The sequence below is a fragment of the Rothia sp. 18CD1-1 genome (assembly GCF_055285355.1).
The window spans coordinates 291,854-313,184 of the sequence record NZ_JBUZLI010000003.1 but is presented as its reverse complement, the minus strand read 5'-3'; the positions used below and the strand labels follow the sequence as shown (position 1 = coordinate 313,184).

Genomic DNA, 21,331 nt, shown 5'->3' with positions numbered 1-21,331 from the left:
ATTCTCCGGTGACTAGAAACGTTTTCCTTTCGGCATAAGACGAAAGAAAGATAGGCAATGGAAGCTAAGGCATCAGCGCGCTACATCCGCGTCACGCCTATGAAGGCACGCCGAGTCGTCAACCTGATCCGTGGTAAGCAGGCGGAAGAGGCTCTGGCGATTCTGAAGTTCGCCCCCCAGGGTGCTTCGGAACCGGTATACAAAATTGTTGCATCGGCTATTGCAAACGCTCGCCAGAAGGCCGGCACCGAAGGTGTTGCTTTCCGGGAAGAAGAGCTTGTTATTAGCGAAGCATACGTAGATGAAGGCCCCACCATGAAGCGTTTTCAGCCTCGTGCGCAGGGCCGGGCATACCGTATCAACAAGCGCACCTGCCACATCACCGTGGTAGTCGCTACCCCAGAAAAGGAGGAGGACCGCTAAATGGGTCAGAAGATTAACCCCAACGGTTTCCGACTTGGCATCACCACCGGGCACGTATCTAAGTGGTTCGCGGACTCCAACAAAGACGGCGAACGCTACGCAGACTTCGTTCGTGAGGACGTCAAGATTCGTGAGCTCCTCTCCAAGGGGATGGAGCGGGCAGGTATCGCCAAGGTAGAGATCGAGCGTACCCGTGATCGCGTCCGGGTGGATATCCACACCGCACGCCCGGGTATTGTGATTGGCCGCCGCGGTGCAGAGGCTGATCGTATCCGCGGTGAGCTCGAGAAGCTAACGGGCAAGCAGATTCAGCTGAACATCCTTGAGGTTGCTCAGCCTGACCTCTCGGCACAGCTGGTGGCGCAGGGCATTGCGGAACAGCTTGTTTCCCGTGTCGCTTTCCGCCGCGCCATGAAGAAGGCGATCCAGTCGGCACAGCGTGCCGGTGCCAAGGGTATCCGTATCCAGTGCTCCGGCCGCCTGGGCGGGGCCGAAATGTCACGCTCCGAGTTCTACCGCGAAGGCCGTGTGCCCCTGCACACCCTGCGGGCGAATATCGACTACGGTTTCTTTGAAGCAAAAACAACTTTCGGCCGTATCGGTGTGAAAGTGTGGATCTACAAGGGCGACCTCACCGACAGGGAACTTGCTGCCCAGCAGGCCGCATCGGGTAACCGCCGTGGGCGCGGACCCCGTGACGGCGAGCGGCGCCGTGGTGGCCGCGGTCCCCGTCGCGAACGTCGCAACGACAACGCTTCGGTGAACGCTGAAGCCACGACTGCAGAAAACGGTGAGGCATAAATGCTTATTCCCCGTCGAGTAAAGTATCGTAAACAGCACCACCCCAAGCGCAGCGGTCTCGCTAAAGGCGGTACCACCGTATCCTTTGGTGAGTGGGGTATTCAGGCTCTGACACCGGCCTATGTGACCAACCGTCAGATTGAAGCTGCCCGTATTGCAATGACCCGCCACATTAAGCGCGGCGGTAAGGTCTGGATCAATATTTATCCCGACCGCCCGCTGACCAAGAAGCCCGCTGAAACCCGTATGGGTTCCGGTAAGGGTTCGCCCGAATGGTGGGTGGCAAACGTCAAGCCGGGTCGAGTGATGTTCGAGATTTCCGGTGTATCCGAAGAGGTGGCTCGTGAGGCTTTGCGTCTTGCGATCCACAAGCTCCCGATGAAGGCACGCATTGTGCGCCGTGAAGGTGGTGAGTAAGCGACATGGCAGTTGGATCAAAGGATCTGAGCATCGACAAGCTCGTTGAGCTAACCGATGAGGCTCTGGCAGAGGAGCTGCGTAAATCGAAGGAGGAGCTGTTCAACCTCCGTTTCCAGGCAGCCACCGGCCAGCTTGAAAATCCCGGTCGTATCCGTTCCGTCAAGCGCGATATTGCACGTATTTATACCGTGTTGCGTGAGCGTGAACTCGGTATTCGTCCCGAAATCGAAGGTGAAGCCAAGTGAGTGAAGTAAAGACCGAAGAGCGCGGCTACCGCAAGACCCGCCGCGGCTACGTGGTGTCTGACAAGATGGATAAGACCGTTGTCGTTGAGGTGGAGGACCGCGTCAAGCACGCCCTCTACGGCAAGGTGATGCGTCGTTCCAGCAAGATCAAGGCCCACGATGAGCAGAACACCGCGGGTGTTGGCGACCTTGTTCTGCTGTCGGAGACCCGCCCGGTTTCCGCTACCAAGCGGTGGCGTGTGGTGGAGATTATCGAGAAAGCCAAATAGGCTGACAACATTTTTTCCGGCTTAAACCGCAGCAGAGCCCCGGCCCTTGTCAAGGGCCGGGGCTCTTTTTGTTGTTGTGGACGGGGAAACGTATCCAACACAGCTTGTTGGCTACCCTCATCTCAAGGTAAGGTTAGGCTTTGTTGATACAGTCTCGTAAATTTTATGGGAGGGGATGTGCCCGGTTTCTCCGCCGAGGGAGACACCGCCTGTACTGGCATGTCCGTCCCATCGGAGGAGAAACCGTGAGACCTCAAGCACAGCTGAAACCGACCCCGCTGATCCCCGAAGAGTGCGCTGTCCGCTACCGTCAGGAGGGCCTGTGGGTGGATCAAACTATCCCGGAATTTTTGGAGCAGAGTTGCCGGGACCACGCTCACAGTCTTGCGGTGGTTGCCCTGTCCCACGCCGAGGGGACCGAAGAAGGGCAGGTGTGTGAGGTGCGCTGGACCTACCGGGATATGGAGGAGGCGGGTAGGCGCGCTGCGGCTCGTTTGCGGGCTGAGGGGGTGCGCCCCGGAGACAGGGTGCTGCTTCAGCTACCCAATATCGCCGAATATATGGCCTACCTTCTGGGAACATTCTGGGCGGGTGCGCTTCCCGTCTTCTGCCTGCCGGCGCACCGGGCGGCAGACCTGAAGCATTTCGCCCTGAAATCGGGCGCGGTGGCGCACGTGTACTCAGCCCTCCAAGACGGAGCTGACATGGAAGCGGTGCACCGCAAGACAGCCGCGGCTGTTGAGGCCGCAAGCGGTGACCGGCTCATTGCTATCGACGTCAGCAATCGTTCACCGCGGCGGAAAGCCTTCCCGGCACCGGAGCCGCTCCCTGAGGTCTATAACACGGATCGGGTGCGCAAGAGCGAGCAGGTGGCTTTCCTCCAGCTGTCGGGCGGAACCACCGGGGTATCCAAACTTATTCCCCGCACCCACGCAGACTACCTGTACTCGGTGAGGGCCTCGGCCGAAATCTGTGGTCTGGACGCCGAAAGTACCCTGCTGGTGGTCCTACCGGCCGCCCATAACTTCACCATGAGCTCAGCCGGTATTCTGGGGTCCCTCCACGTGGGGGCCGCCACAGTCTTCGCCGCCGACCCGAGCCCGCAGACTGCATTCAAGCTGGTGGAGCGGGAGAGGGTTCAGATCGTGCAGCTGGTGCCCCCGCTTGCCCAGGCATGGATCTCCTCGGCCCAAAGACGCAACCCGGACCTGTCCTCCCTCAAACGTATTCAGATCGGCGGGGCAAAACTGGCCCGATCCGTAGCGGAACAGGTGACCCCCGTGCTGGGCGGAGAACTACAGCAGGTGTTCGGTATGGCCGAGGGCCTGGTCAACTACACGAGGGCAGAAGACTCACAGCAGCAGCGGATACAGACCCAGGGGCGGCCGATAAGCCCGCTGGACGAGCTGCTGATCCTCGATGATCGTGACCGGCCGGTAGAGCCGGGGCACAGCGGCCACCTGCTCACCCGGGGCCCCTACACCATTCGAGGCTACTACGATGAGCCGGCCATCAACGCCAAGAGCTTCACCCCCGACGGCTTTTACATCACCGGTGACATCGTGAAAATACACCCGAGCGGGAACCTCGAGGTAACGGGCCGGGCAAAAGACCAGATCAACCGAAACGGCGAGAAGATCGCGGTTGACGAAATTGAAGACGTGGCGCTCACACACCCCGATATTTTCGACGCTGTTGCCCTGGGCCTACCGGATTCCAAGGTGGGGGAGCGCATCTGCCTGGTTGTGGTGCCGCAGAGGGGCAGAAGCCTGGGGGACAACGCCCGGGATACCGTGCGCAAACATTTTGAACGGCACTCGATCAGCCCCTTCAAAATCCCCGAAAATGTGCGGGTTATGGAGCAGCTGCCGCTGACCAATGTCGGCAAAGTCTCGCGTCGAGATGTGCGAGCTGCCCTCCTCGATATTGTGCTGACAGACAAGGAGAATCATGCTTAGGGAAAAACTGAGAACGGTGCTGGCTCGGTATATCGGGGACCCCGATGCGCTGGAGGGGGCCTTTGCCGACCCCACCCAGGACCTTGTACAGCTGGGGCTTGACTCGATGGGTGTGTTCGCGCTGCTGGACGACCTCGCTGATATGGGCATAACGGTGGAATTTCCCGACTTTATTGCCGATCCCACGGTGGGTATGCTGCTGAGATCAGCCGAGACCCCGTCCGACGGGCTTTAGCGGGTAGCGGAGAAAAAAGCCAGCGAATCGATCAGGCCCCGGCTCCAGCAGGCGTAATCGTGTCCGCCGGAGTATTCCCGGTAGGTGTGGGGGGTGCCCTGTTCTCGGAGGACATCGCGGAAGGCCCTGTTCCAGGACAGCAGGTAGCCCTCGTAGCTGCCCACCTCCACAAAGAGTTGGATACCGGCGGGGGGCCGCCGGTTTTTCCAGCGGATGAGTCGAACACCCTCGGGTGTCTGCGGGTCTAGATCGTTCCACCACCAGGAGGCGGACTGCACCGTGGCGCAGCGGGCAATCTGCGGGAAGTAGCCGCACAGCTCGGCCGCTGCTAGCCCGCCCAGGGAGCCTCCGGCAATAATACGGTGCCGGGCGTCCGGGAGCGCTAGATGCTGCCCGACCCAGGGCAGGACGGTGTTCTCCAGAAAGGGGGCTAACACCTCCCCGCCACCGAGTAGCATACTGCGCTCTTCGGGCTGATCCGGCCAGAACAGTAGGGCGGCTGCGGAGAAGCCCCGGGCGTTGAGCCTGTCTATACCGTGGATCAGGCCGCTGTCGCGGTACCTGTCGCCATCGGCCACCAGTAGAAGATAGTCCGGGTTCCGGGCGCCGTAGAGAGCAAGGTTGACGGCCCCGTTGACCTTTCGGGCGGGTACCGAGGCAAAAGTTCCCCGGGTCTCGGGCTCCGGCGGTGGCAGCGGGTGAATACTGCGCCGGGCACCGTCGATGACGGAGGCGGTGGCGGCCTGCGGGCTCTGAGCCCCCAGAGGGTGCAGAGGGAGAACCCGGGCAAAAAACTGCCGCCACTGGCTCCTTTCGGTGATCGAATCAAGATGGCGGGCGGTGGTGCGGATAATCCCGGCCGTGCTGATCAGTGAGGCGGGGATATAGAAGGTGCCGGCGTGAAAAACCCGGGTGCCGATGGTTATCCGATCGAGTAGGAGGGGATCCAGGTTGTGCTTGTGCATGTGCGTGACGGTATCGAGCACGAACACCAGGCGTTCGTCGCCGGTCGGGGCGGGGTAGACCAGGGTGAGGGCCAGCGTGGAGGGATCGTCGGTGTCCTCGAAGAACACTCCCTGAAGGGGGCCGGGGGATGGGTGAGTATCGACGAGTGCGCGCAGGCGTGCGGTGACCGCGGCTCGGTCATCGCGCGGCGGTACGGTGGGGGTGAACACCCCGCTACCGACGGTACCGAGCCAGTCGATCTCTGTTTCTGAGAGTCGATCCATGGTGGGATTCTCTTCCCCAATCGTTAATTTTGAGGGATACATAAATTCAAATTAAGACACAACTATGTTATAAATAAGGTCAGCATAATAAAAATGAGGTCAGATCTTCCGTGACTACATGTTGAGGGTTCTCCAATGGCACAGCACACACAGACTCGCGCCGCGGGCTCTATCCGAGTCAGCCGAGTCCTGATCCTGCTGATCTGCGCCCTCCTGTTGGGCCTGTGCGTGGTGGGATCCCTCCTCATCGGAAGTTCCCCCATACCGGCCCACGATGTATTTCACTACCTCCAACACCCCGACGAATCCAACGACAGCTACATTGTCAACGGCCTGCGCGTCACCCGCACCCTGATAGGGATCCTGGTGGGCCTATGCCTGGCCGTAGCGGGAGCGGTCATGCAGGCGGTCACGCGCAACCCCCTCGCCGACCCGGGCCTGCTGGGAGTCAACGCCGGGGCCTCCCTGGCTATCGCTGCCGGCGCGGCACTGCTCTCGGCACACAGCACCGCAGCCCAGTTCTTTTTAGCCCTCCTGGGAGCCTGCCTCGCCTCGGTGGTTGTCTACCTGATCGGACGCGCCGGCCCCCAGGGGGGCTCACCCGTACGCCTGGTCCTGGCCGGTGTCGCCTTCTCCATGGCAGCTGGCGGAGCAACCAGCGCCCTGCTCATGATCAACCCCACCGCCTTCAACACCTTCAGATTCTGGGATGTCGGTGCGCTCACCCGCACCGACATTTCCGTGGCGGCCCTGGCCGTACCGGCTGCGGCGGCCCTGCTCCTCATCATCGCCATCACCCCCGGCATCTCCGCCCTCGCTCTGGGTGATGACGCGGCAACCGCCCTGGGCACCCGAGTCGCGGTGGTCCGAGCGCTCGCGCTCATCGCCCTCACCCTGCTGTGCGCGGTAGCCACCGCAGCAGCCGGCCCCATTGGTTTTGTGGGCCTGATGGTTCCCTACTTTGCCAGCACCCTGGTCGGTGCACACCGGGGCTGGATCATTGCCGCCTGCGCGGTGATGGGCCCGGTTCTGGTTCTGAGCGCAGATATTGTGGGACGACTACTGGTGCGCCCCGCCGAGATGCAGGTGGGACTGCTGACCGCTTTTGTTGGCTCGCCCGTCCTCCTGCTGCTGGTCTACAGGATGCGGGGGACACGCTCATGAAAATAACCCGTGCAGCTGCCGTCACCGGGGCACTACCGCAGGACACGTGTTTGCGGGTTGGCCCCCTGAGCATTCTGGCCAACCGTCGTGTGGTGCTGGTGAGCGGTGTCCTGCTACTGGCCAGTGTTGCTCTCGGCATATGGGCCCTTGGCGTAGGCGGCAGTTCCATGGGCCACGACACCGTACTCCAGGTGCTCAGCGGACAGGGGACAAACGGGCAGCGCCTCATCCTCGTGCAGTGGCGCCTGCCCCGGGTTGCCGCTGCCCTCGCCGTGGGGATTGCCCTGGGCATATCCGGCTCTATCTTTCAGACGCTCACCCGAAACCCCCTGGGAAGCCCCGATCTCATCGGCTTTACCATGGGGGCCCAAACCGGCATCCTCTGCGCGGTGATCCTGGTGGGCAGCTCCCTGGCGTCCGTCACCGTTTTTGCGCTCATCGGAGGTCTGCTCTCCGGGGCCGTTGTGTACGCGCTGTCCTTCAAAGGCGGCTTTGGTGGCCTGCGTCTAATCCTGGGCGGTATCGCGGTCAGCTCCATGCTGGGTTCCTTTAACCGCTGGCTGATCGTGCGGGCAGACTCGGATGTCGCCTACGGCGCTCTCAAGGCGATCACCGGGACCCTGGCCAATGTTGGCTGGGAAGTTGCCGCGGTCTGTATCGGCGGAATCGCGGTGGTCTGTGCGCTGGCCATGCTCTTGAGCAAAACCCTGGAGACACTTTCACTGGGCAACGAGCTGAGCATCACCTTTGGTTTGCCCCTGCAAGCTGTCCAGTCCTCCCTGGTGATTATTGGTGTGGCTCTGGTCGCCCTCTCCACGGTGGTCGCCGGCCCCATCTCCTTCATTGCCCTGCTGGCCCCCCATATTGCGCGCAGCCTGTGCCGCAGCTTTACCGCACCCCTGATCGCCTCCGGCCTCACCGGCGCCCTGCTCCTCCTCGGATCGGATGTGCTGAGCCAGGCCCTCTTCGACTCTTTACCCGTGGGTATCATCACCTCAGCCCTCGGTGGTCTCTACTTCCTCGGCCTCCTCACGGCAGAAACGAGAAAGAAACTGTGAACGCACGCTTTGCACTACACCACGCCGACCTGGGCTATGACAGCACCGTTATTTGTCGGGATCTCAGCCTCGACATACCGGCGGGCGAGTTCACCGTCATCGTCGGCCCTAACGCCTGCGGCAAATCAACCCTTCTCAAATCCCTGGCCCGTATCCTGCCCCCCTTAAAAGGCGATATTCAACTTAACGGGAAGAACATAGGCCGACTCAACACCAAAGAGGTTGCCCGCACCGTGGGGCTGCTACCGCAAAATGCTATTGCCCCCGAAAAAATGCTGGTGAGGGACCTGGTGGCGAAAGGCCGCACCCCCCACCAGAGCCTGTTTCGCCAGTGGAGCGTGAAAGATGCCGACACCGTCCACCGCGCAATGGAGCTCACCAACGTCGTAGACCTTGCCCACCGGTCGGTCGACGAGCTCTCCGGCGGGCAACGCCAGCGCGTATGGATCGCCATGGTCCTAGCCCAGGACACCGAAACCATCCTGCTGGACGAACCGACCACCTTCCTGGACCTCAAACACCAGATTGAAGTCCTCGAACTCTGCCAAAAACTTCACCGGCAAGAGAATCGAACCGTCGTCACGGTCCTCCACGATCTCAACCAGGCGGCCCGCTACGCCACACACCTCATCGCCCTCAAAAAAGGGCAGGTGATCGTGCAGGGGATACCGCAGGAGGTGGTGACCGAAGAGAACATACGCACCGTCTTTGATGTGCACACACACGTCATCAAAGACCCCGTGTCGGGCACCCCGATGGTGGTGCCCGGACAGCTCGCAGATTCACCGAATCCACAGATGTGAACCACACCAATTCACCCACTCATAGAAAGATCCTATCCATGAGAACACGCTCATTCCGACTGCGCACAGTTCTGGCGCTGGTTCTGGTGGCCTTCCTCGGGCTCTTTGCAGCCGGCTGCTCCACCGCCAGCCAGCAGGAGAACTCTTCTGACTCCAGCAGCTCAGAGGGCAGCTGGCCGCGCACCATCCAAACCGACGACGGCGAACTCACCCTGGACGCCAAACCCGAAAGGATCGTCTCAACCTCCACCACTCTGACCGGTAGCCTGCTGGCCGTGGGGGCACCGGTTCTCGCCACCGCGGCAACCGTACCCGGTGTGGACGGTCTCAGCGATGACCAGGGCTTCTTCTCCCAGTGGAGCGAGGCGGCACAGAGCGCCGGCGTTGAAAAACTCTACGAAAACAGTTCACCGAACCTTGAAAAAGTTGCCGAATACAATCCCGACCTGATCGTTGTCTCCAAGAACAGCGGCGACTCGGTTATGGACAGTGTTGACCAGCTGCGCAAGCTGGCCCCGGTACTCGTCATCGACTACAGCGGCGCCTCCTGGCAGGACGTCACCACCAAGATAGCCGAGGCGACCGGCTATGAGGACGCCGCCAAGAACGTTATCGCCGACTACGATCGGCGTCTGAACGAGGTCAAAAACAACATCACCGTGCCCGAAGGTAGCACCTCGGCCTTCATCGTCTTTGGTGACGGCTCGGGTGCTGCGGCCCTAACCTCCGAGGCTCCGCAGGTGCAGATCCTCACCGGCCTGGGGTTCACCATGGCAGAGATCCCCGACTCGGTCAAGGGGGACACCTCCATGGGTGCTGACCGGCAGGATATCGTCAATCTTTCCCTGGAAAATGTTCAAAAAGGTTTGACCGGCGATAACTGGATTGCGGTTTCGGCAGACCAAGCCGCCAAGGAGCAGATCGAGACCGATCCCGCCTTCAACACCGCACCGGCAGTAGAAAACGGCAAGGTCTACTACACCCCCGGGGAGACCTTCCGCCTGGACTACTACTCGGCAATGATCATGCTCGATTCGATTGAGCAGTCTTTCGCGCAGTAACTCACGCTAGATATTTTGAGCGGAGCCTATCGTCAGCGGCAGTAGGCTCCGCCTCATTTTTAAGATCACGAACAACCAACCACCGACGGCCACCGGCCGATCAGGGAGGAAAACGCATGGAGCCTCTAGTTTTATCTATGACCGAAGCCCAGCAGGGGATCTGGTTTTCCCAGCAGAGTTTGGCCGATGCCAGTATCTACGGGGTCGCCGAAAAAATTTCTATCACCGGTAGAATCAATACCGATACCTGGCTTGCGGCGGCTCACCGCGTGCTCTCCCGGCAGCCGGCGCTGACCATGACACTGCGGGATATTCCGGGCGAAGACCTGCCCCAGATCCGACACTCACCGCAGTCCTCGGTACCCGCTCGTTTCCGCGACCTTTCCGGTGAATCCGACCCGGCTGCGGCCCTGGAACGGGAAATCACCGAGGCGCTGTCTCAGCCCATCGACCTCTACCGGTCAGTAGTCTCCCATGCCGTCCTCTACCGCCTGGCAGAAGAAGAATTCTGCTGGTTTATGCGGGTGCACCACCTGGCCGCTGACGGCTTTGGGTTTGCGCTCATCGGCAGGGACCTCGCTGAAACCTACACGGACATGGAGCGGGCGGGGGCCCAAGACCCTCATCTTTGGCTGGAAGAGGATAGGGCCCGCTCGGCTCACAACCGTGAACGGCTGCTGCAAGCACACCGTGATCTTGCCGCCGGCACCACCGCAGAATCGCGGGAATACTGGGCGAACCAGCTTCCCACCGAGGAGATTATCCCCCTCGCCCCGGCAAGAGAAAATCGGGTCAACCGGCGCTGGAGTGCCGGCCGCTTTACCCACCGACTCTCGCCGGCCCATCTGGCCCTGGCCACGGGACTGTTAGCCGCCGTACTCAACCGTAAAGATGAGGCGGTGCTGGGGGTTCACATGATGGGCCGACCCACTCGCGCCCTCCTTGAGGCGGTCTGCACCAGCCAGAACGAGCTCCCGCTACCGGTAACGCTACAGCCGCACGAGACGGTGGAAGCTGCCCTGCATCGCATCTCGGAACAATGGTCAGCCATGAGCTCCCACCAGATGTACCGGCACGAGAATATTCGCAGAGACCGCGCACTCACCGGAGACCGGCACCCGGTGGAGATAGCCCTCAATATCGTACCCTTCGCGCAGAAGCTAACTTTCGGGTCAGCCAGCGGTTTCGCCGAACCGGTCTGGGACGGACCCGCAGACCTCATGACGGTTGATGTCCGGGCCATCGGACACCGCGAGCACGAGGTGACTCTGCTGGTTCCCGAGGGAAGCATGGACGATGACACCGCCCAAGCCTGTGCCCGGCTGTGGGCACACCTCTACCGGCAGCTACTCGAGAAGAAAGAGACGCAGACAGCTCTCCACAGTCTCACCCTGACCTCCCAACCCACCGAGGTACCGGCTTGGACCCGGGGAGACCCCTCGATCTTCGACGACATTCCGGGCCGCTGGGCAGAAGACGAGACGGTACTTAGCGCCCCCGACGGCACGCTGACCGGCCGCCGGGTCCGCGACCGTATCGACGGCCTCCGCGCCCTCCTTGACCGGCAGGTGCCGGCCGGGGGAAGGGTACTACTGGCGCTACCCCGGTGTAGCTGGGCTGCGCTCGCACCGGTGGCGAGTATCCTCAGCGGTATCACCTTTATTCCCGCCGACCTCACCTGGCCCGCCGAACGCCTGCGCACCATCGCCGACGATGCCGCGGTAGACGCTGTACTCACGGTCACCGATACGGCCCCGGGTCTGGCCGATGCGCTGGGGGAAATTGACGCTCCGATACTGGCCCTTGACACCGCTGAGGTTCTCCGGGAGACGGAACGGCCGCACCGGCAGGCCCCGGTTGCTGTGCAGGCGACGGATCCCGCCTATATCCTCTACACCTCGGGCACGACGGGCCGACCCAAGGGGGTTGTTGTCGAGTACCGCAACCTCGCCAACTACCTGAGAACGGTGAGGGACGTGCACCTGCCCCGCGTCCGGCAGTCAGCCCGCCGACAGGGGCCGCTGCGCTGCATCCACGAACACTCCTTTGCTTTCGATTCTGCGCTGAGCCCGCTCACCTTTTTTATGCTGGGACAGAGTCTCTATATCCCCGCTGACAGCGTGCTCAAAGACCCCGCCGCCCACCGCGACTACCTGACCGAGCATCGCATTGACCTGCTCGATATTTCACCGGTGATCCTGCAGGAACTGCTGCGGGCAGGCTATGACCTGGCCGATGCTGACGCGGTGTCCGGCATCATTATCGGTGGTGACAGCTGCCCGCCCCCGCTGTGGGATCTGCTGCACCGGCAGACAAACATCTACGCGGTGAACTCCTACGGCCCCACCGAGAACACCGTGGACGCAACCTATGCCGTGATCGCCGACCACGAGTCGGTGACCATCGGCGGCAGCTACCCCCACCAGTTCACCGTCATCACCTCGGCCTGGGGACAAGAATGCCCCGCCCACATCGCCGGTGAGCTCTGCCTGGGCGGGGCCTCGGTAGCCAGAGGTTACCTGAACCAACCCGGTGTCACCGCCGAGGCTTTTAGCGAGGGAACACCCTGGGGCAGAATCTACCGGACCGGTGACCTGGTGGTGAAGACCCGGCGGGGCAGGATAGATTTTCTGGGCCGTACCGACCACCAGATTTCTCTCAACGGTGTGCGTATCGAGACGGCAGAGGTGGAAGAGGCTCTCGGGCACCTACCCGGTATCCGGCAGAGCTACGTGATGCTTCGCAACGACGGCCACGGGGACTACCTGGCCGCCTACCTGGTGGGCCCAGAGGTGGGGGAGGATATATCCGGTCTTCGCCAGCTTCTCCTGCACAAGCTACCCGCTTCTTTTGTGCCGACAGCCTATGTGGCGCTGGAGAAGCTACCGCTGACCGACCGCGGTAAGGTCGACCGTCGCCGGCTACCCGCACCGGCCTATACGGCGGGGGAGACGGGCCGCCCCTGGGCAGATTTGAACGCTAGCGAACGCGGTGTTGCCACCGTCTTTGAGGAGGTGACAGGCTACCCGGCAGAGGAGATGACCAGCGATACGGACCTTTTCTTGATCGGCGGACATTCGCTGACGGCCACGCGGGTTCTCGGCCGCCTCCGGGAGCTGGGGGATCAGCGAGTTACACTGGCAGATATTTTCGCCGACGCTACCGTGGGCACCCTGGCACAGTACTGTGCGGGCGTGGCCGGGCCGGCACAGTCCGCACGGGGTGCCGGTGACCTCGATGACGGTAGTCTGACCGACGCCCAGCGCAGACTCTGGTTTATCGAGCAGAGTGAGGGCCCGTCCCCGCTCTACACCATTCCGGTGGTGTTTGACCTGCCCTCCGCCACCGTTCCGGCAGAATTTGAGCCGGCCCTGAGGGATGCCGTGGCCTGCCATCCGGCGCTATCTTCCCTCTACCGCGGCGGGGAGGACGGGCAGCTAAGGCGGCAGCAGCTACCGAGAAAGGCTCTTGACGATCTGGTATCGCTGGAAGAGTACCCGTTCCTGGAGTCGGATATCGACTTTGTGCAGACCCTGCCGCTGACCATAGATATCGGTAGCGAACTACCGCTGAAAGTTTGTGTTGCCGGTAACGGACACAGGTGTAAGGTTGCCCTGATCATTCACCATATTGCCGCGGACGGCTGGGCGCTTTCGGCTTTCCTCCACACCCTGTCGGAGGCGCTGGCCGCCCGAGCCGAGGGCCGCAGTCTCGACCGTGCCCGGCCCGCGACGATTCCTCAGCCGCAGCCGGCAAGCAGCGAGGACCTGCGCTGGTGGGTTGACCGGCTGCGCGATCTGCCGGCCACCCTTGACCTGCCCAGTGACCGCCCGCGCCCGCACACCCGTGACCGCCGCGGCGCGGAGGTGCGCACCCTCTTCCCCGCCGAGCTCAGCGCCGCGCTGAAAAAGCTGTGCCGCCGCTACCGGTGCACAGAGTTTATGCTGATGCAGGTGCTGGTGTCTGCCCTGCTGACCCGCTGCGGTGCCGGCGACGATATTCCCCTGGGCACCATCACCTCGTCGAGGTCCACCGCCGCCGAAGAAGCCGGCGTGACCTTTGCCGCAAACACGGTGGTAACGCGCACGGACACATCGGATAATCCCACTTTTGAGCAGCTTCTCGATCGGGTACGGCGCAGCACCATCGAGACACTTCAGTACTCCCACGTTCCCTTTGACCTTCTGGTCACCGAGCTGAACCCTGTCCGGTCTGCCGCCCACCACCCGCTCTTCCAGGTGTTGCTGGTACACCAGAACACCGGCGAGCTGACCCTGAGACTGCCGGGTGGCGAGAGCGTGCACCCCCGTACCGTGGGCACCATGTCGTCAAAATTTGATCTCACCTTTGAGTTCTCCGATGTCGAGGACGAACAGGGAGACTCCCGTATCGCGCTGCGTTTGGAGTTCGCAACGGACATGTTTGATCTTGACACGGCCGGCAATCTTTCCCGGTGGATCCTGGGGTTGGCCCGCAGCATGGCGGAGGATCCCGCTGCCGGCCTGTGGGACTTCCCCCTAGACCGGGAAGCGGTGCAGGTTGCCCACCGCGAGGCCCGGCGGATGCTCACCTTCAGGGCCTCCCAGAAGTCAGCAGAACGGGCGTCAGATCAGCGCTATGATACGGGGCGCAGCCTCACAGAGCTGGTGGAGCAAAGTCTGACCGAGCACGCCGACAATATTGCCCTGGTGGATATTCTCGACGACGGCAGCCGCGCAACCTGGACCTTTGCGCAGCTTGAACGGGAATCCCGGATAATTCGGGACCGGCTGCTGAGGATGGGGATCGGTGTCGGACACCGGGTTGGCCTGCTGGTTCCACGGTCAGCGTATCAGGTGATCGCGTGCGTGGGTGCCCTGCGGGCGGGGGCGACGTCCGTGCCCCTGGATCCGCAGTATCCGCTGACCCGGCTGACCACTATTGTGGAGGACGCCAAAGTGAGCGCTATCCTGCACCGCGACGGGGAGACCCTTGGCCGGTTACGGGAAGGGGCACCAACCGTGCCTGCGGTGGATATCGACTCGCTAGAGATGGGGGAGGACACCCCGCCGATTCCCGCTATCGATGCCGATACCGACGCCTACATCATCTTCACCTCGGGATCGACGGGCCGGCCCAAGGGCGTTGTGGTGCCTCAGCGTAATGTGGTGCGCCTTTTTGCCTCTACGGATCACTGGTTTAGGTTCTCTTCACAGGACCGCTGGACCATGTTCCACTCGTTTGCCTTTGATTTTGCGGTCTGGGAGATCTACGGGGCACTGCTGACCGGTGCCGAGCTGGTGATCGTACCGCACAGTATCAGCCGCAGCCCCCAGGATTTTGCGGACCTGCTGGTTGCCGAGAGGATCACGGTGCTCAACCAGACACCCTCGGCTTTTGGGCAGCTGGTGATCGCCGATGAAACCGGTGGGCCGCGCGATTATGCGTTGCGCTGCGTTGTTTTGGGTGGTGAAGCGATGGACCTTTCGGTGGTGCACCGCTGGCAGCGCCGCCACCGATCAGACCGGTGCCGGGTGATCAACATGTACGGTATTACCGAGACAACCGTGCACGTGACCTACCAGCAGGTGACCGAGGACAGCAGCGGACTCTCCCCGGTGGGGGAACCCATCCCGGACTTGGCCGTCTACCTGGTGGACCGTGGCGGACATCCTGTCCCCGACGGTGTGACCGGAGAAATCTATATGGGCGGTGCCGGTTTGGCCCGCGAATATTTTGGTCAGCCCGATCTGAGCGAGCAGCGCTTTGTTCCCGACCCCTTTGCGCGGCAGGCCGCGCACTCCGCGGTGGATGTGCCCTGCCCGGTTGAGAAGATGCGCATGTACAGGTCCGGGGATCTTGCCGTTCGCAGGGGGAACGTGCTGGATTTTAGGGGACGTGCAGATCGGCAGGTGCAGCTTCGCGGGTTCCGCATAGAGCTGGGCGAGATTGAGGCTGCGGCAATGGCCCTGGAGGGTGTCCGCGATTCTTACGCCTGCCTCAGCGGAGACAGCGACAGGGACCGGCGTCTGGTGCTCTATACGGTGAGTGAGAACGCGATGCAGGTTGACCCCGTGCAGATGCGCCGGCAACTGGCAGCGGTACTACCGCCCTATATGGTGCCCTCGCACGTGATGGCGGTGGAGGCTTTTCCGCTGACGGTTAACGGGAAACTCGATGTATTTGCGCTGCCCCAGCCCGCGACCAAGCACAGCGACGGCCGGGCACCCAGCGGTGAGCTGGAGCGTCAGCTGCACTCGTGTTTCACCGCGGTCTTGGGGATTGAGAGCTGCTCTGCCCAGGATTCCTTCTTCGACCTGGGAGGCCACTCGATGCTGGCGGTTGAGCTGGTGGCACGTATTGAGCGGGAGACCGGGCTGAGTCTGCGGGTGGGCACGCTCATGGGAGCCCCCACCATTGAGCAGCTTGCCACCGTTGTGCAGACGTCGCAGCACGGGCAGGCCGACCTACAGACCCTGCTACCCCTTCAACAGACGCCGGGTCCGGCGCGCGGGGCCCTCTACTGTATCCATCCGGCCGGTGGACTGTCCTGGTGCTACTCCTCGATCACCAAGTACGTCCCGGCGGATATAGCGGTGTGGGGTGTGCAGGCCCGCGGTGTGCGCGACCCCCGGCAACAGCCTGCCTCTTTGGAGGTGATGGCCAGAGATTATTTGAGCCAGATCCTTCGCGTGCATCCCGGCGGCCCCCTCCACATCATGGGGTGGTCCCTGGGTGGCATGGTGGCTCAGGTGCTGGCTGCAATCGCTGAAGAGGAGGGGCACGAGGTGGGCCTGGTAGCCCTGCTAGACGCCTACCCGTCGGAGGCTGCGGCACAGAGTGAGCAACCACCCTTTGAAGATGCGGTGTCATCCGTTCTGGCCATGGCCGGTCTCGAAGACTCTGCGGTGAAGGGCGACTTCAGTGCGGAGGCACTGGTCAAGGCACTCACGGAGCACGCCTCACCGATGGCCGGCCTCCCCTCACAGACCATTGACGCCCTCTTGCAGACCTACCTGAACACGGCAAAGATCCTGCGCGAGTACGCCCACCCGACCCTGCACCGCGATATGCTGTTTTTCAGCGCCACCCGGGCCGGGGTCGGCCGAGACCACGACCCTGCCGAGTGGGCCCCCTATCTCACCGGCAAAATTCACACGGTCGGGATCGACTGCACCCACCGCGAAATGACGCAGGCCGGACCCATGTCCGTTATCGGCCCGCACATCGTGGATCGGATGTGGTAGCATATATACTCTGTGCGGTTATCTATACCCGCACCACCAACGGATTTTTCGTGCCACAGCATAATGCCGCTACCGCAGTGGGCAATAGCCCGCAGCCGATGCGGGTCAAATGTTCCTGGCATGACTAGATCTCGGACGTCTCCGCCCACCGCCTACCAAGCGCAGGGGGCCGGTGCGTCACAATCCCGTAAAAATGTTCCGCAAGGCTGGCCCACAAGATACCGTGCGGTCGGAACCGGCGAGACGACAGGAGAAATATGATTCAGCAGGAGTCACGACTGAAGGTCGCTGACAACACCGGTGCGAAGGAAATCCTGACCATCCGTGTTCTCGGTGGCTCTTCCCGTCGTTACGCAGGCATTGGCGACATCATCGTCGCAACCGTCAAGGACGCGATCCCCGGCGGTACTGTTAAGAAGGGCGACGTCGTCAAGGCGGTCGTCGTCCGCACCAAGAAAAAGACCCGTCGCGCAGACGGCTCCTATATTAGGTTCGATGAGAATTCGGCGGTCATTATCAAAAATACCGACGGTGACCCCCGCGGCACCCGTATCTTTGGGCCCGTCGGCCGCGAGCTTCGCGATAAAAGGTTCATGAAGATTATCTCGCTCGCCCCGGAGGTGCTCTAACCTATGGCTAACAAGATCAAATCCGGTGACCTGGTACAGGTGATCTCCGGCGCTGACAAGGGCAAGCAGGGTAAGGTTCTGCGTGTCTTCCCCAAAAAGGAGCGCGTCATCGTCGAGGGTGTCAAGATTGTCACCAAGCATAAGAAGGCAAACCCGATGACCGGTGCAGCCGGCGGCATTGAAAAGGTTGAGGCGCCGATTCACATCTCGAATGTGGCAATCGTTGACCCCGACACCAAGAAGCCGACCCGCGTTGGTTTCCGCCTCGAAACTCAAGAGCGCAATGGCAAAACCCGCACCGTCCGTGTGCGCTACGCCAAGAGCTCGGGGAAGGACATCTAATGACCGAAACCAAGATCACCCCCCGGTTCAAAACCAAGTTCAAAGACGTGGTCACCCCGGCGTTGCAGGAGGAGTTCAACTACTCCAACGTGATGCAGGCTCCCAAGATTGTTAAGGTTGTTGTCAACATGGGTGTCGGTGAAGCGGCACGCGACGCCAAAATCATGGACGGGGCAATCCGCGACCTGACCACCATCACCGGCCAGAAGCCCATTGTGACCCGGGCGAAGAAATCCATCGCCCAGTTCAAGCTGCGCGAAGGCCAGCCGATCGGTGCTCACGTCACCCTGCGCGGGGACCGTATGTGGGAGTTCCTCGACCGCCTCATCACCCTGGCTCTGCCCCGAATCCGCGACTTCCGCGGGCTCTCAGACCGCCAGTTTGACGGCAACGGTAACTACACTTTCGGTCTCACCGAGCAGTCCATGTTCCACGAAATCGATCAGGACACCATCGACCGTGTCCGCGGCATGGACATCACCGTTGTGACCACCGCAAAGACCGACGACGAAGGCCGCGCACTGCTCAGGGCGCTTGGCTTCCCTTTCAAGACCAAGTAACGACTACGCTGTAGGTCCCTCCCGCTGATAACAGCAGTGGGGAAACCACAACGAGGAAGGGCAGAAGCCCAAAATGACTATGACAGATCCTGTCGCAGATATGCTGACCCGCTTGCGCAACGCAAACTCGGCACATCACGACACCGTATCTATGCCTTTTTCCAAGCTCAAGGGTCGTATCGCTGAGATTCTGAAAGCTGAAGGCTATATTGCTGGCTACGAAGTTGACGATGCCAAGGTGGGTAAAACCCTCACCCTGGCGCTCAAGTTCGGCCCCCAGCGTGAACGCTCCATCGTGGGTGTTCGCCGTATTTCCAAGCCGGGTCTGCGTGTATACGCAAAATCCACCAACCTGCCCCAGGTACACGGTGGGCTCGGTATCGCAATCCTCTCAACCTCTTCAGGTTTGCTCACTGACAGGCAGGCCGCGAAGAAGGGTGTGGGCGGCGAAGTCGTCGCCTACATCTGGTAGTCGGTAGAAGAGAAAGGAAGAGTAAATGTCACGTATTGGACGTCTCCCCATCTCGGTTCCTGCCGGCGTTGAGGTAAAAGTCGATGGCAACCTGGTTTCCGTTAAGGGCCCCAAGGGTGAACTGTCGTGCGAGATCGCAGCCCCCATTACCGTTGCCCTCACCGACGGTGTTATTACCGTCTCCCGCCCGAACGATGAGCGCGAGTCTCGTGCCCTGCACGGTCTCTCACGCACCCTCATCAACAACATGATTGTCGGTGTCACCGAGGGCTACTCCAAGAAGCTTGAGATCGTGGGAACCGGTTACCGTGTGATGGCTAAAGGCGCAGACCTTGAGTTTGCGCTGGGCTACTCCCACCCGGTGTCGGTGAAGGCTCCCGAGGGGATCACTTTCACCGTTGAAGGAGCCAACAAGGTTGCCGTCTCGGGTATCAGCAAACAGCAGGTTGGTCAGGTTGCCGCTAACATTCGCGGTCTCCGTAAACCCGACCCCTACAAGGGCAAGGGTGTTCGCTACGAAGGCGAGCAGATCCGCCGCAAGGTCGGAAAGGCTGGTAAGTAAACATGGCTATAAGGTCAAAGGCAGCTGCACGTGCGCGTCGCCATGTGCGCGTGCGCAAATACATCTCGGGTACAGCCGAGCGTCCCCGTTTGAGCGTTACCCGTTCCAACAGGCACATGTTCGTTCAGGTCATCGACGATGTGAAGGGCCACACCCTCGCATACGCGTCGACCATGGAAGCAGACCTGCGCGGCAGCGAGCTCGATAAAACCGCCAAGGCTAGGCGAGTCGGTGAACTCGTGGCAGAACGCGCCAAAGCGGCAGGAGTCGAAGCTGTGGTGTTCGACCGCGGAGGTAACAAATACCACGGTCGTGTGGCTGCAGTTGCAGACGGTGCACGCGAAGGAGGTCTGGAACTCTAATGAGCGAGCAGGCAGTAAATGAAAAGGAAACTCAGGTGACCGAAGCAACCGCAGAAGCAGTTGAAACCACCGAGAACTCCTCCACCCGTGAAGAGCGCCGCGGTAACCGTGGTGAGCGTCGCGGCGGTCGTGGTGAGCGTCGTAACAGCCGCCGCGATGAGGAGAAAGACAAGTACATCGAGCGCGTTGTAACCATCAACCGTGTATCCAAGGTCGTCAAGGGTGGTCGTCGCTTCAGCTTCACCGCGCTTGTCGTTGTTGGCGACGGTCAGGGGACGGTCGGCGTGGGCTACGGCAAGGCTAAGGAAGTTCCCGCGGCCATTGCCAAGGGCGTTGAAGAAGCCAAAAAGAACTTCTTCCGTGTGCCCCGCGTTGAAGAACGCACCATTCCCCACCGTGTGCAGGGTGAGGCGGCAGCCGGTGTGGTCATGCTCCGCCCCGCAACCGCCGGTACCGGTGTGATCGCCGGTGGCCCCGTGCGCGCGGTGCTTGAGGCGGCGGGTATTCACGACGTGCTCTCCAAGTCTCTGGGATCCTCGAACCAGATCAACATTGTGCACGCAACCGTTGCGGCTCTGCGGCAGCTTGAAGAACCGGTGGCAGTTGCGGCCCGCCGAGGTCTACCCAAAGACGAGGTTATTCCGGGCTTCTTGCTCAATCCCAAGTCTGATAAGGCAGGTGCATAATGACCGGTAAGCGGATTCAGCCCAGCGACGCAAAACTTGAGATTACCCAGATCAGGTCTTACGTCGGTCAGAAGCAGAATATGCGAGACACCCTCCGTTCCCTGGGGCTTAAGCGCCCGGGTAACACGGTGACCCGCACTGCTGATCCCGTCACCTGCGGCATGGTCAACACCGTTGCCCACCTGGTGCGGGTTGAGGAGGTCAAGTAGAGATGGCAGATAATAAAGACGCTATCAAAATTCACGATTTGCGCCCGGCACCGGGTGCCCACAAGGCAAAGACCCGCGTGGGTCGCGGTGAAGGCTCCAAGGGTAAAACCGCCGGCCGCGGCACCAAGGGCACTAAGGCCCGTTACCAGGTGCGGCCCGGCTTTGAAGGTGGCCAGCTTCCGCTGCACATGCGCCTTCCCAAGCTGCGCGGTTTCAACAATCCCTTCCGCACCGAGTATCAGGTTGTTAACCTCAACCGTCTTGCCGAGCTCTTCCCAGAGGGGGGCGAGGTCACCGTTGAGTCCCTGGTAGCTAAAGGTGCTGTGCGCAAGAACCAGCCGGTGAAGGTCCTTGGTGACGGCGAGATCGGTGTCAAACTCAATGTGAGTGTTGATAAGGCATCGAAATCTGCGGTCGAGAAGATCGAGGCGGCCGGCGGTTCTGTGACCGTTCGCTAACCGATCTTAAGAGACGACTAGCTCGAATAGCCCTCGCGTTGTACAGGCGCGGGGGCTAATTCGTCTATAGATGTGGTGGTAACTCACAGGCCACCGGGTGCCGGTGGGTATGACTCGGCAAAGCCGAACACGCTAGACTATCTAAGAATGTGTACACCG

The 21,331-nt window shown here is 61.4% G+C and carries 22 protein-coding genes; 21 read left to right on the top strand and 1 reads right to left on the bottom strand.

Features of this window, described 5'->3' with window-relative positions:
• The first annotated feature begins 57 nt into the window (after window positions 1-57).
• The 7 genes from rplV (at window position 58) to ACS1BR_RS03505 (ending at window position 4,351) form a co-directional block, all read left to right on the top strand.
• Entirely contained in the window at window positions 58-423 is a 366-nt protein-coding gene (gene rplV / locus ACS1BR_RS03535; protein WP_463560100.1) for a 50S ribosomal protein L22, read from the top strand.
• Entirely contained in the window at window positions 424-1,224 is an 801-nt protein-coding gene (gene rpsC, locus ACS1BR_RS03530; protein WP_463560099.1) for a 30S ribosomal protein S3, read from the top strand.
• Complete coding sequence (rplP, locus tag ACS1BR_RS03525; protein WP_463560098.1) at window positions 1,225-1,641, top strand: 50S ribosomal protein L16; 417 nt, start codon at window positions 1,225-1,227, stop codon at window positions 1,639-1,641.
• 5 nt (window positions 1,642-1,646) lie between these two features.
• Complete coding sequence (gene rpmC / locus ACS1BR_RS03520) at window positions 1,647-1,889, top strand: 50S ribosomal protein L29 (RefSeq protein ID WP_463560097.1); 243 nt, start codon at window positions 1,647-1,649, stop codon at window positions 1,887-1,889.
• Window positions 1,886-2,158 (top strand): 30S ribosomal protein S17, encoded by a 273-nt coding sequence (gene rpsQ, locus ACS1BR_RS03515; protein ID WP_463560096.1) that lies wholly within the window; start codon window positions 1,886-1,888, stop codon window positions 2,156-2,158. The genes rpmC and rpsQ overlap by 4 nt, the downstream gene beginning before the upstream one ends.
• Window positions 2,159-2,403: 245 nt before the next feature.
• Window positions 2,404-4,116, top strand: a complete 1,713-nt coding sequence (locus ACS1BR_RS03510) for a (2,3-dihydroxybenzoyl)adenylate synthase (protein ID WP_463560095.1) — start codon at window positions 2,404-2,406, stop codon at window positions 4,114-4,116.
• Window positions 4,109-4,351: a phosphopantetheine-binding protein gene (locus ACS1BR_RS03505; RefSeq protein ID WP_463560094.1), complete on the top strand. Its 243-nt coding sequence runs from the start codon at window positions 4,109-4,111 to the stop codon at window positions 4,349-4,351. Before ACS1BR_RS03510 ends, ACS1BR_RS03505 begins: the two co-directional genes overlap by 8 nt.
• Here the strand turns inward: ACS1BR_RS03505 and ACS1BR_RS03500 are convergent.
• A complete protein-coding gene (locus ACS1BR_RS03500) occupies window positions 4,348-5,580 on the bottom strand; it encodes an alpha/beta hydrolase (RefSeq protein WP_463560093.1) in 1,233 nt (410 codons plus the stop codon). The two genes, ACS1BR_RS03505 and ACS1BR_RS03500, sit on opposite strands and share 4 nt — an antisense overlap.
• A 135-nt stretch (window positions 5,581-5,715) precedes the next feature.
• On the opposite strand from ACS1BR_RS03500, the gene ACS1BR_RS03495 reads away from it, so the two are divergent.
• The 14 genes from ACS1BR_RS03495 (at window position 5,716) to rplO (ending at window position 21,172) form a co-directional block, all read left to right on the top strand.
• Window positions 5,716-6,744, top strand: coding sequence for a FecCD family ABC transporter permease (locus ACS1BR_RS03495; RefSeq protein ID WP_463560092.1), 1,029 nt, complete (start codon window positions 5,716-5,718; stop codon window positions 6,742-6,744).
• Entirely contained in the window at window positions 6,741-7,802 is a 1,062-nt protein-coding gene (locus tag ACS1BR_RS03490) for a FecCD family ABC transporter permease (RefSeq protein ID WP_463560091.1), read from the top strand. The genes ACS1BR_RS03495 and ACS1BR_RS03490 overlap by 4 nt, the downstream gene beginning before the upstream one ends.
• Entirely contained in the window at window positions 7,799-8,605 is an 807-nt protein-coding gene (locus tag ACS1BR_RS03485; RefSeq protein WP_463560090.1) for an ABC transporter ATP-binding protein, read from the top strand. The genes ACS1BR_RS03490 and ACS1BR_RS03485 overlap by 4 nt, the downstream gene beginning before the upstream one ends.
• A 38-nt stretch (window positions 8,606-8,643) precedes the next feature.
• The gene (gene fepB / locus ACS1BR_RS03480) at window positions 8,644-9,666 is read left to right on the top strand and encodes a Fe2+-enterobactin ABC transporter substrate-binding protein (protein WP_463560089.1); all 1,023 of its coding nucleotides are present in this window, start codon (window positions 8,644-8,646) and stop codon (window positions 9,664-9,666) included.
• Between the two features lie 116 nt (window positions 9,667-9,782).
• Window positions 9,783-16,892, top strand: coding sequence for an amino acid adenylation domain-containing protein (locus ACS1BR_RS03475; protein ID WP_463560088.1), 7,110 nt, complete (start codon window positions 9,783-9,785; stop codon window positions 16,890-16,892).
• A gap of 257 nt (window positions 16,893-17,149) precedes the next feature.
• Window positions 17,150-17,521 carry a 50S ribosomal protein L14 gene (gene rplN / locus ACS1BR_RS03470; protein ID WP_463560087.1) on the top strand — a complete coding sequence of 124 codons (372 nt, stop codon included), beginning with the start codon at window positions 17,150-17,152 and terminating at the stop codon, window positions 17,519-17,521.
• A gap of 3 nt (window positions 17,522-17,524) precedes the next feature.
• Window positions 17,525-17,863, top strand: coding sequence for a 50S ribosomal protein L24 (gene rplX / locus ACS1BR_RS03465; protein WP_463560086.1), 339 nt, complete (start codon window positions 17,525-17,527; stop codon window positions 17,861-17,863).
• A complete protein-coding gene (gene rplE / locus ACS1BR_RS03460) occupies window positions 17,863-18,423 on the top strand; it encodes a 50S ribosomal protein L5 (RefSeq protein WP_463560085.1) in 561 nt (186 codons plus the stop codon). Before rplX ends, rplE begins: the two co-directional genes overlap by 1 nt.
• A gap of 73 nt (window positions 18,424-18,496) precedes the next feature.
• A complete protein-coding gene (gene rpsH / locus ACS1BR_RS03455; protein WP_463560084.1) occupies window positions 18,497-18,895 on the top strand; it encodes a 30S ribosomal protein S8 in 399 nt (132 codons plus the stop codon).
• Between the two features lie 25 nt (window positions 18,896-18,920).
• On the top strand, window positions 18,921-19,457 hold the full coding sequence (gene rplF, locus ACS1BR_RS03450; RefSeq protein WP_463560083.1) for a 50S ribosomal protein L6: 537 nt from the start codon (window positions 18,921-18,923) through the stop codon (window positions 19,455-19,457).
• Window positions 19,458-19,459: 2 nt separating this feature from the next.
• The gene (gene rplR, locus ACS1BR_RS03445; protein WP_463560082.1) at window positions 19,460-19,819 is read left to right on the top strand and encodes a 50S ribosomal protein L18; all 360 of its coding nucleotides are present in this window, start codon (window positions 19,460-19,462) and stop codon (window positions 19,817-19,819) included.
• On the top strand, window positions 19,819-20,505 hold the full coding sequence (gene rpsE / locus ACS1BR_RS03440; RefSeq protein ID WP_463560081.1) for a 30S ribosomal protein S5: 687 nt from the start codon (window positions 19,819-19,821) through the stop codon (window positions 20,503-20,505). Before rplR ends, rpsE begins: the two co-directional genes overlap by 1 nt.
• On the top strand, window positions 20,505-20,714 hold the full coding sequence (gene rpmD, locus ACS1BR_RS03435; protein ID WP_463560080.1) for a 50S ribosomal protein L30: 210 nt from the start codon (window positions 20,505-20,507) through the stop codon (window positions 20,712-20,714). Before rpsE ends, rpmD begins: the two co-directional genes overlap by 1 nt.
• Window positions 20,715-20,716: 2 nt before the next feature.
• On the top strand, window positions 20,717-21,172 hold the full coding sequence (rplO, locus tag ACS1BR_RS03430) for a 50S ribosomal protein L15 (protein ID WP_463560079.1): 456 nt from the start codon (window positions 20,717-20,719) through the stop codon (window positions 21,170-21,172).
• The last annotated feature ends 159 nt before the right edge of the window (window positions 21,173-21,331 follow it).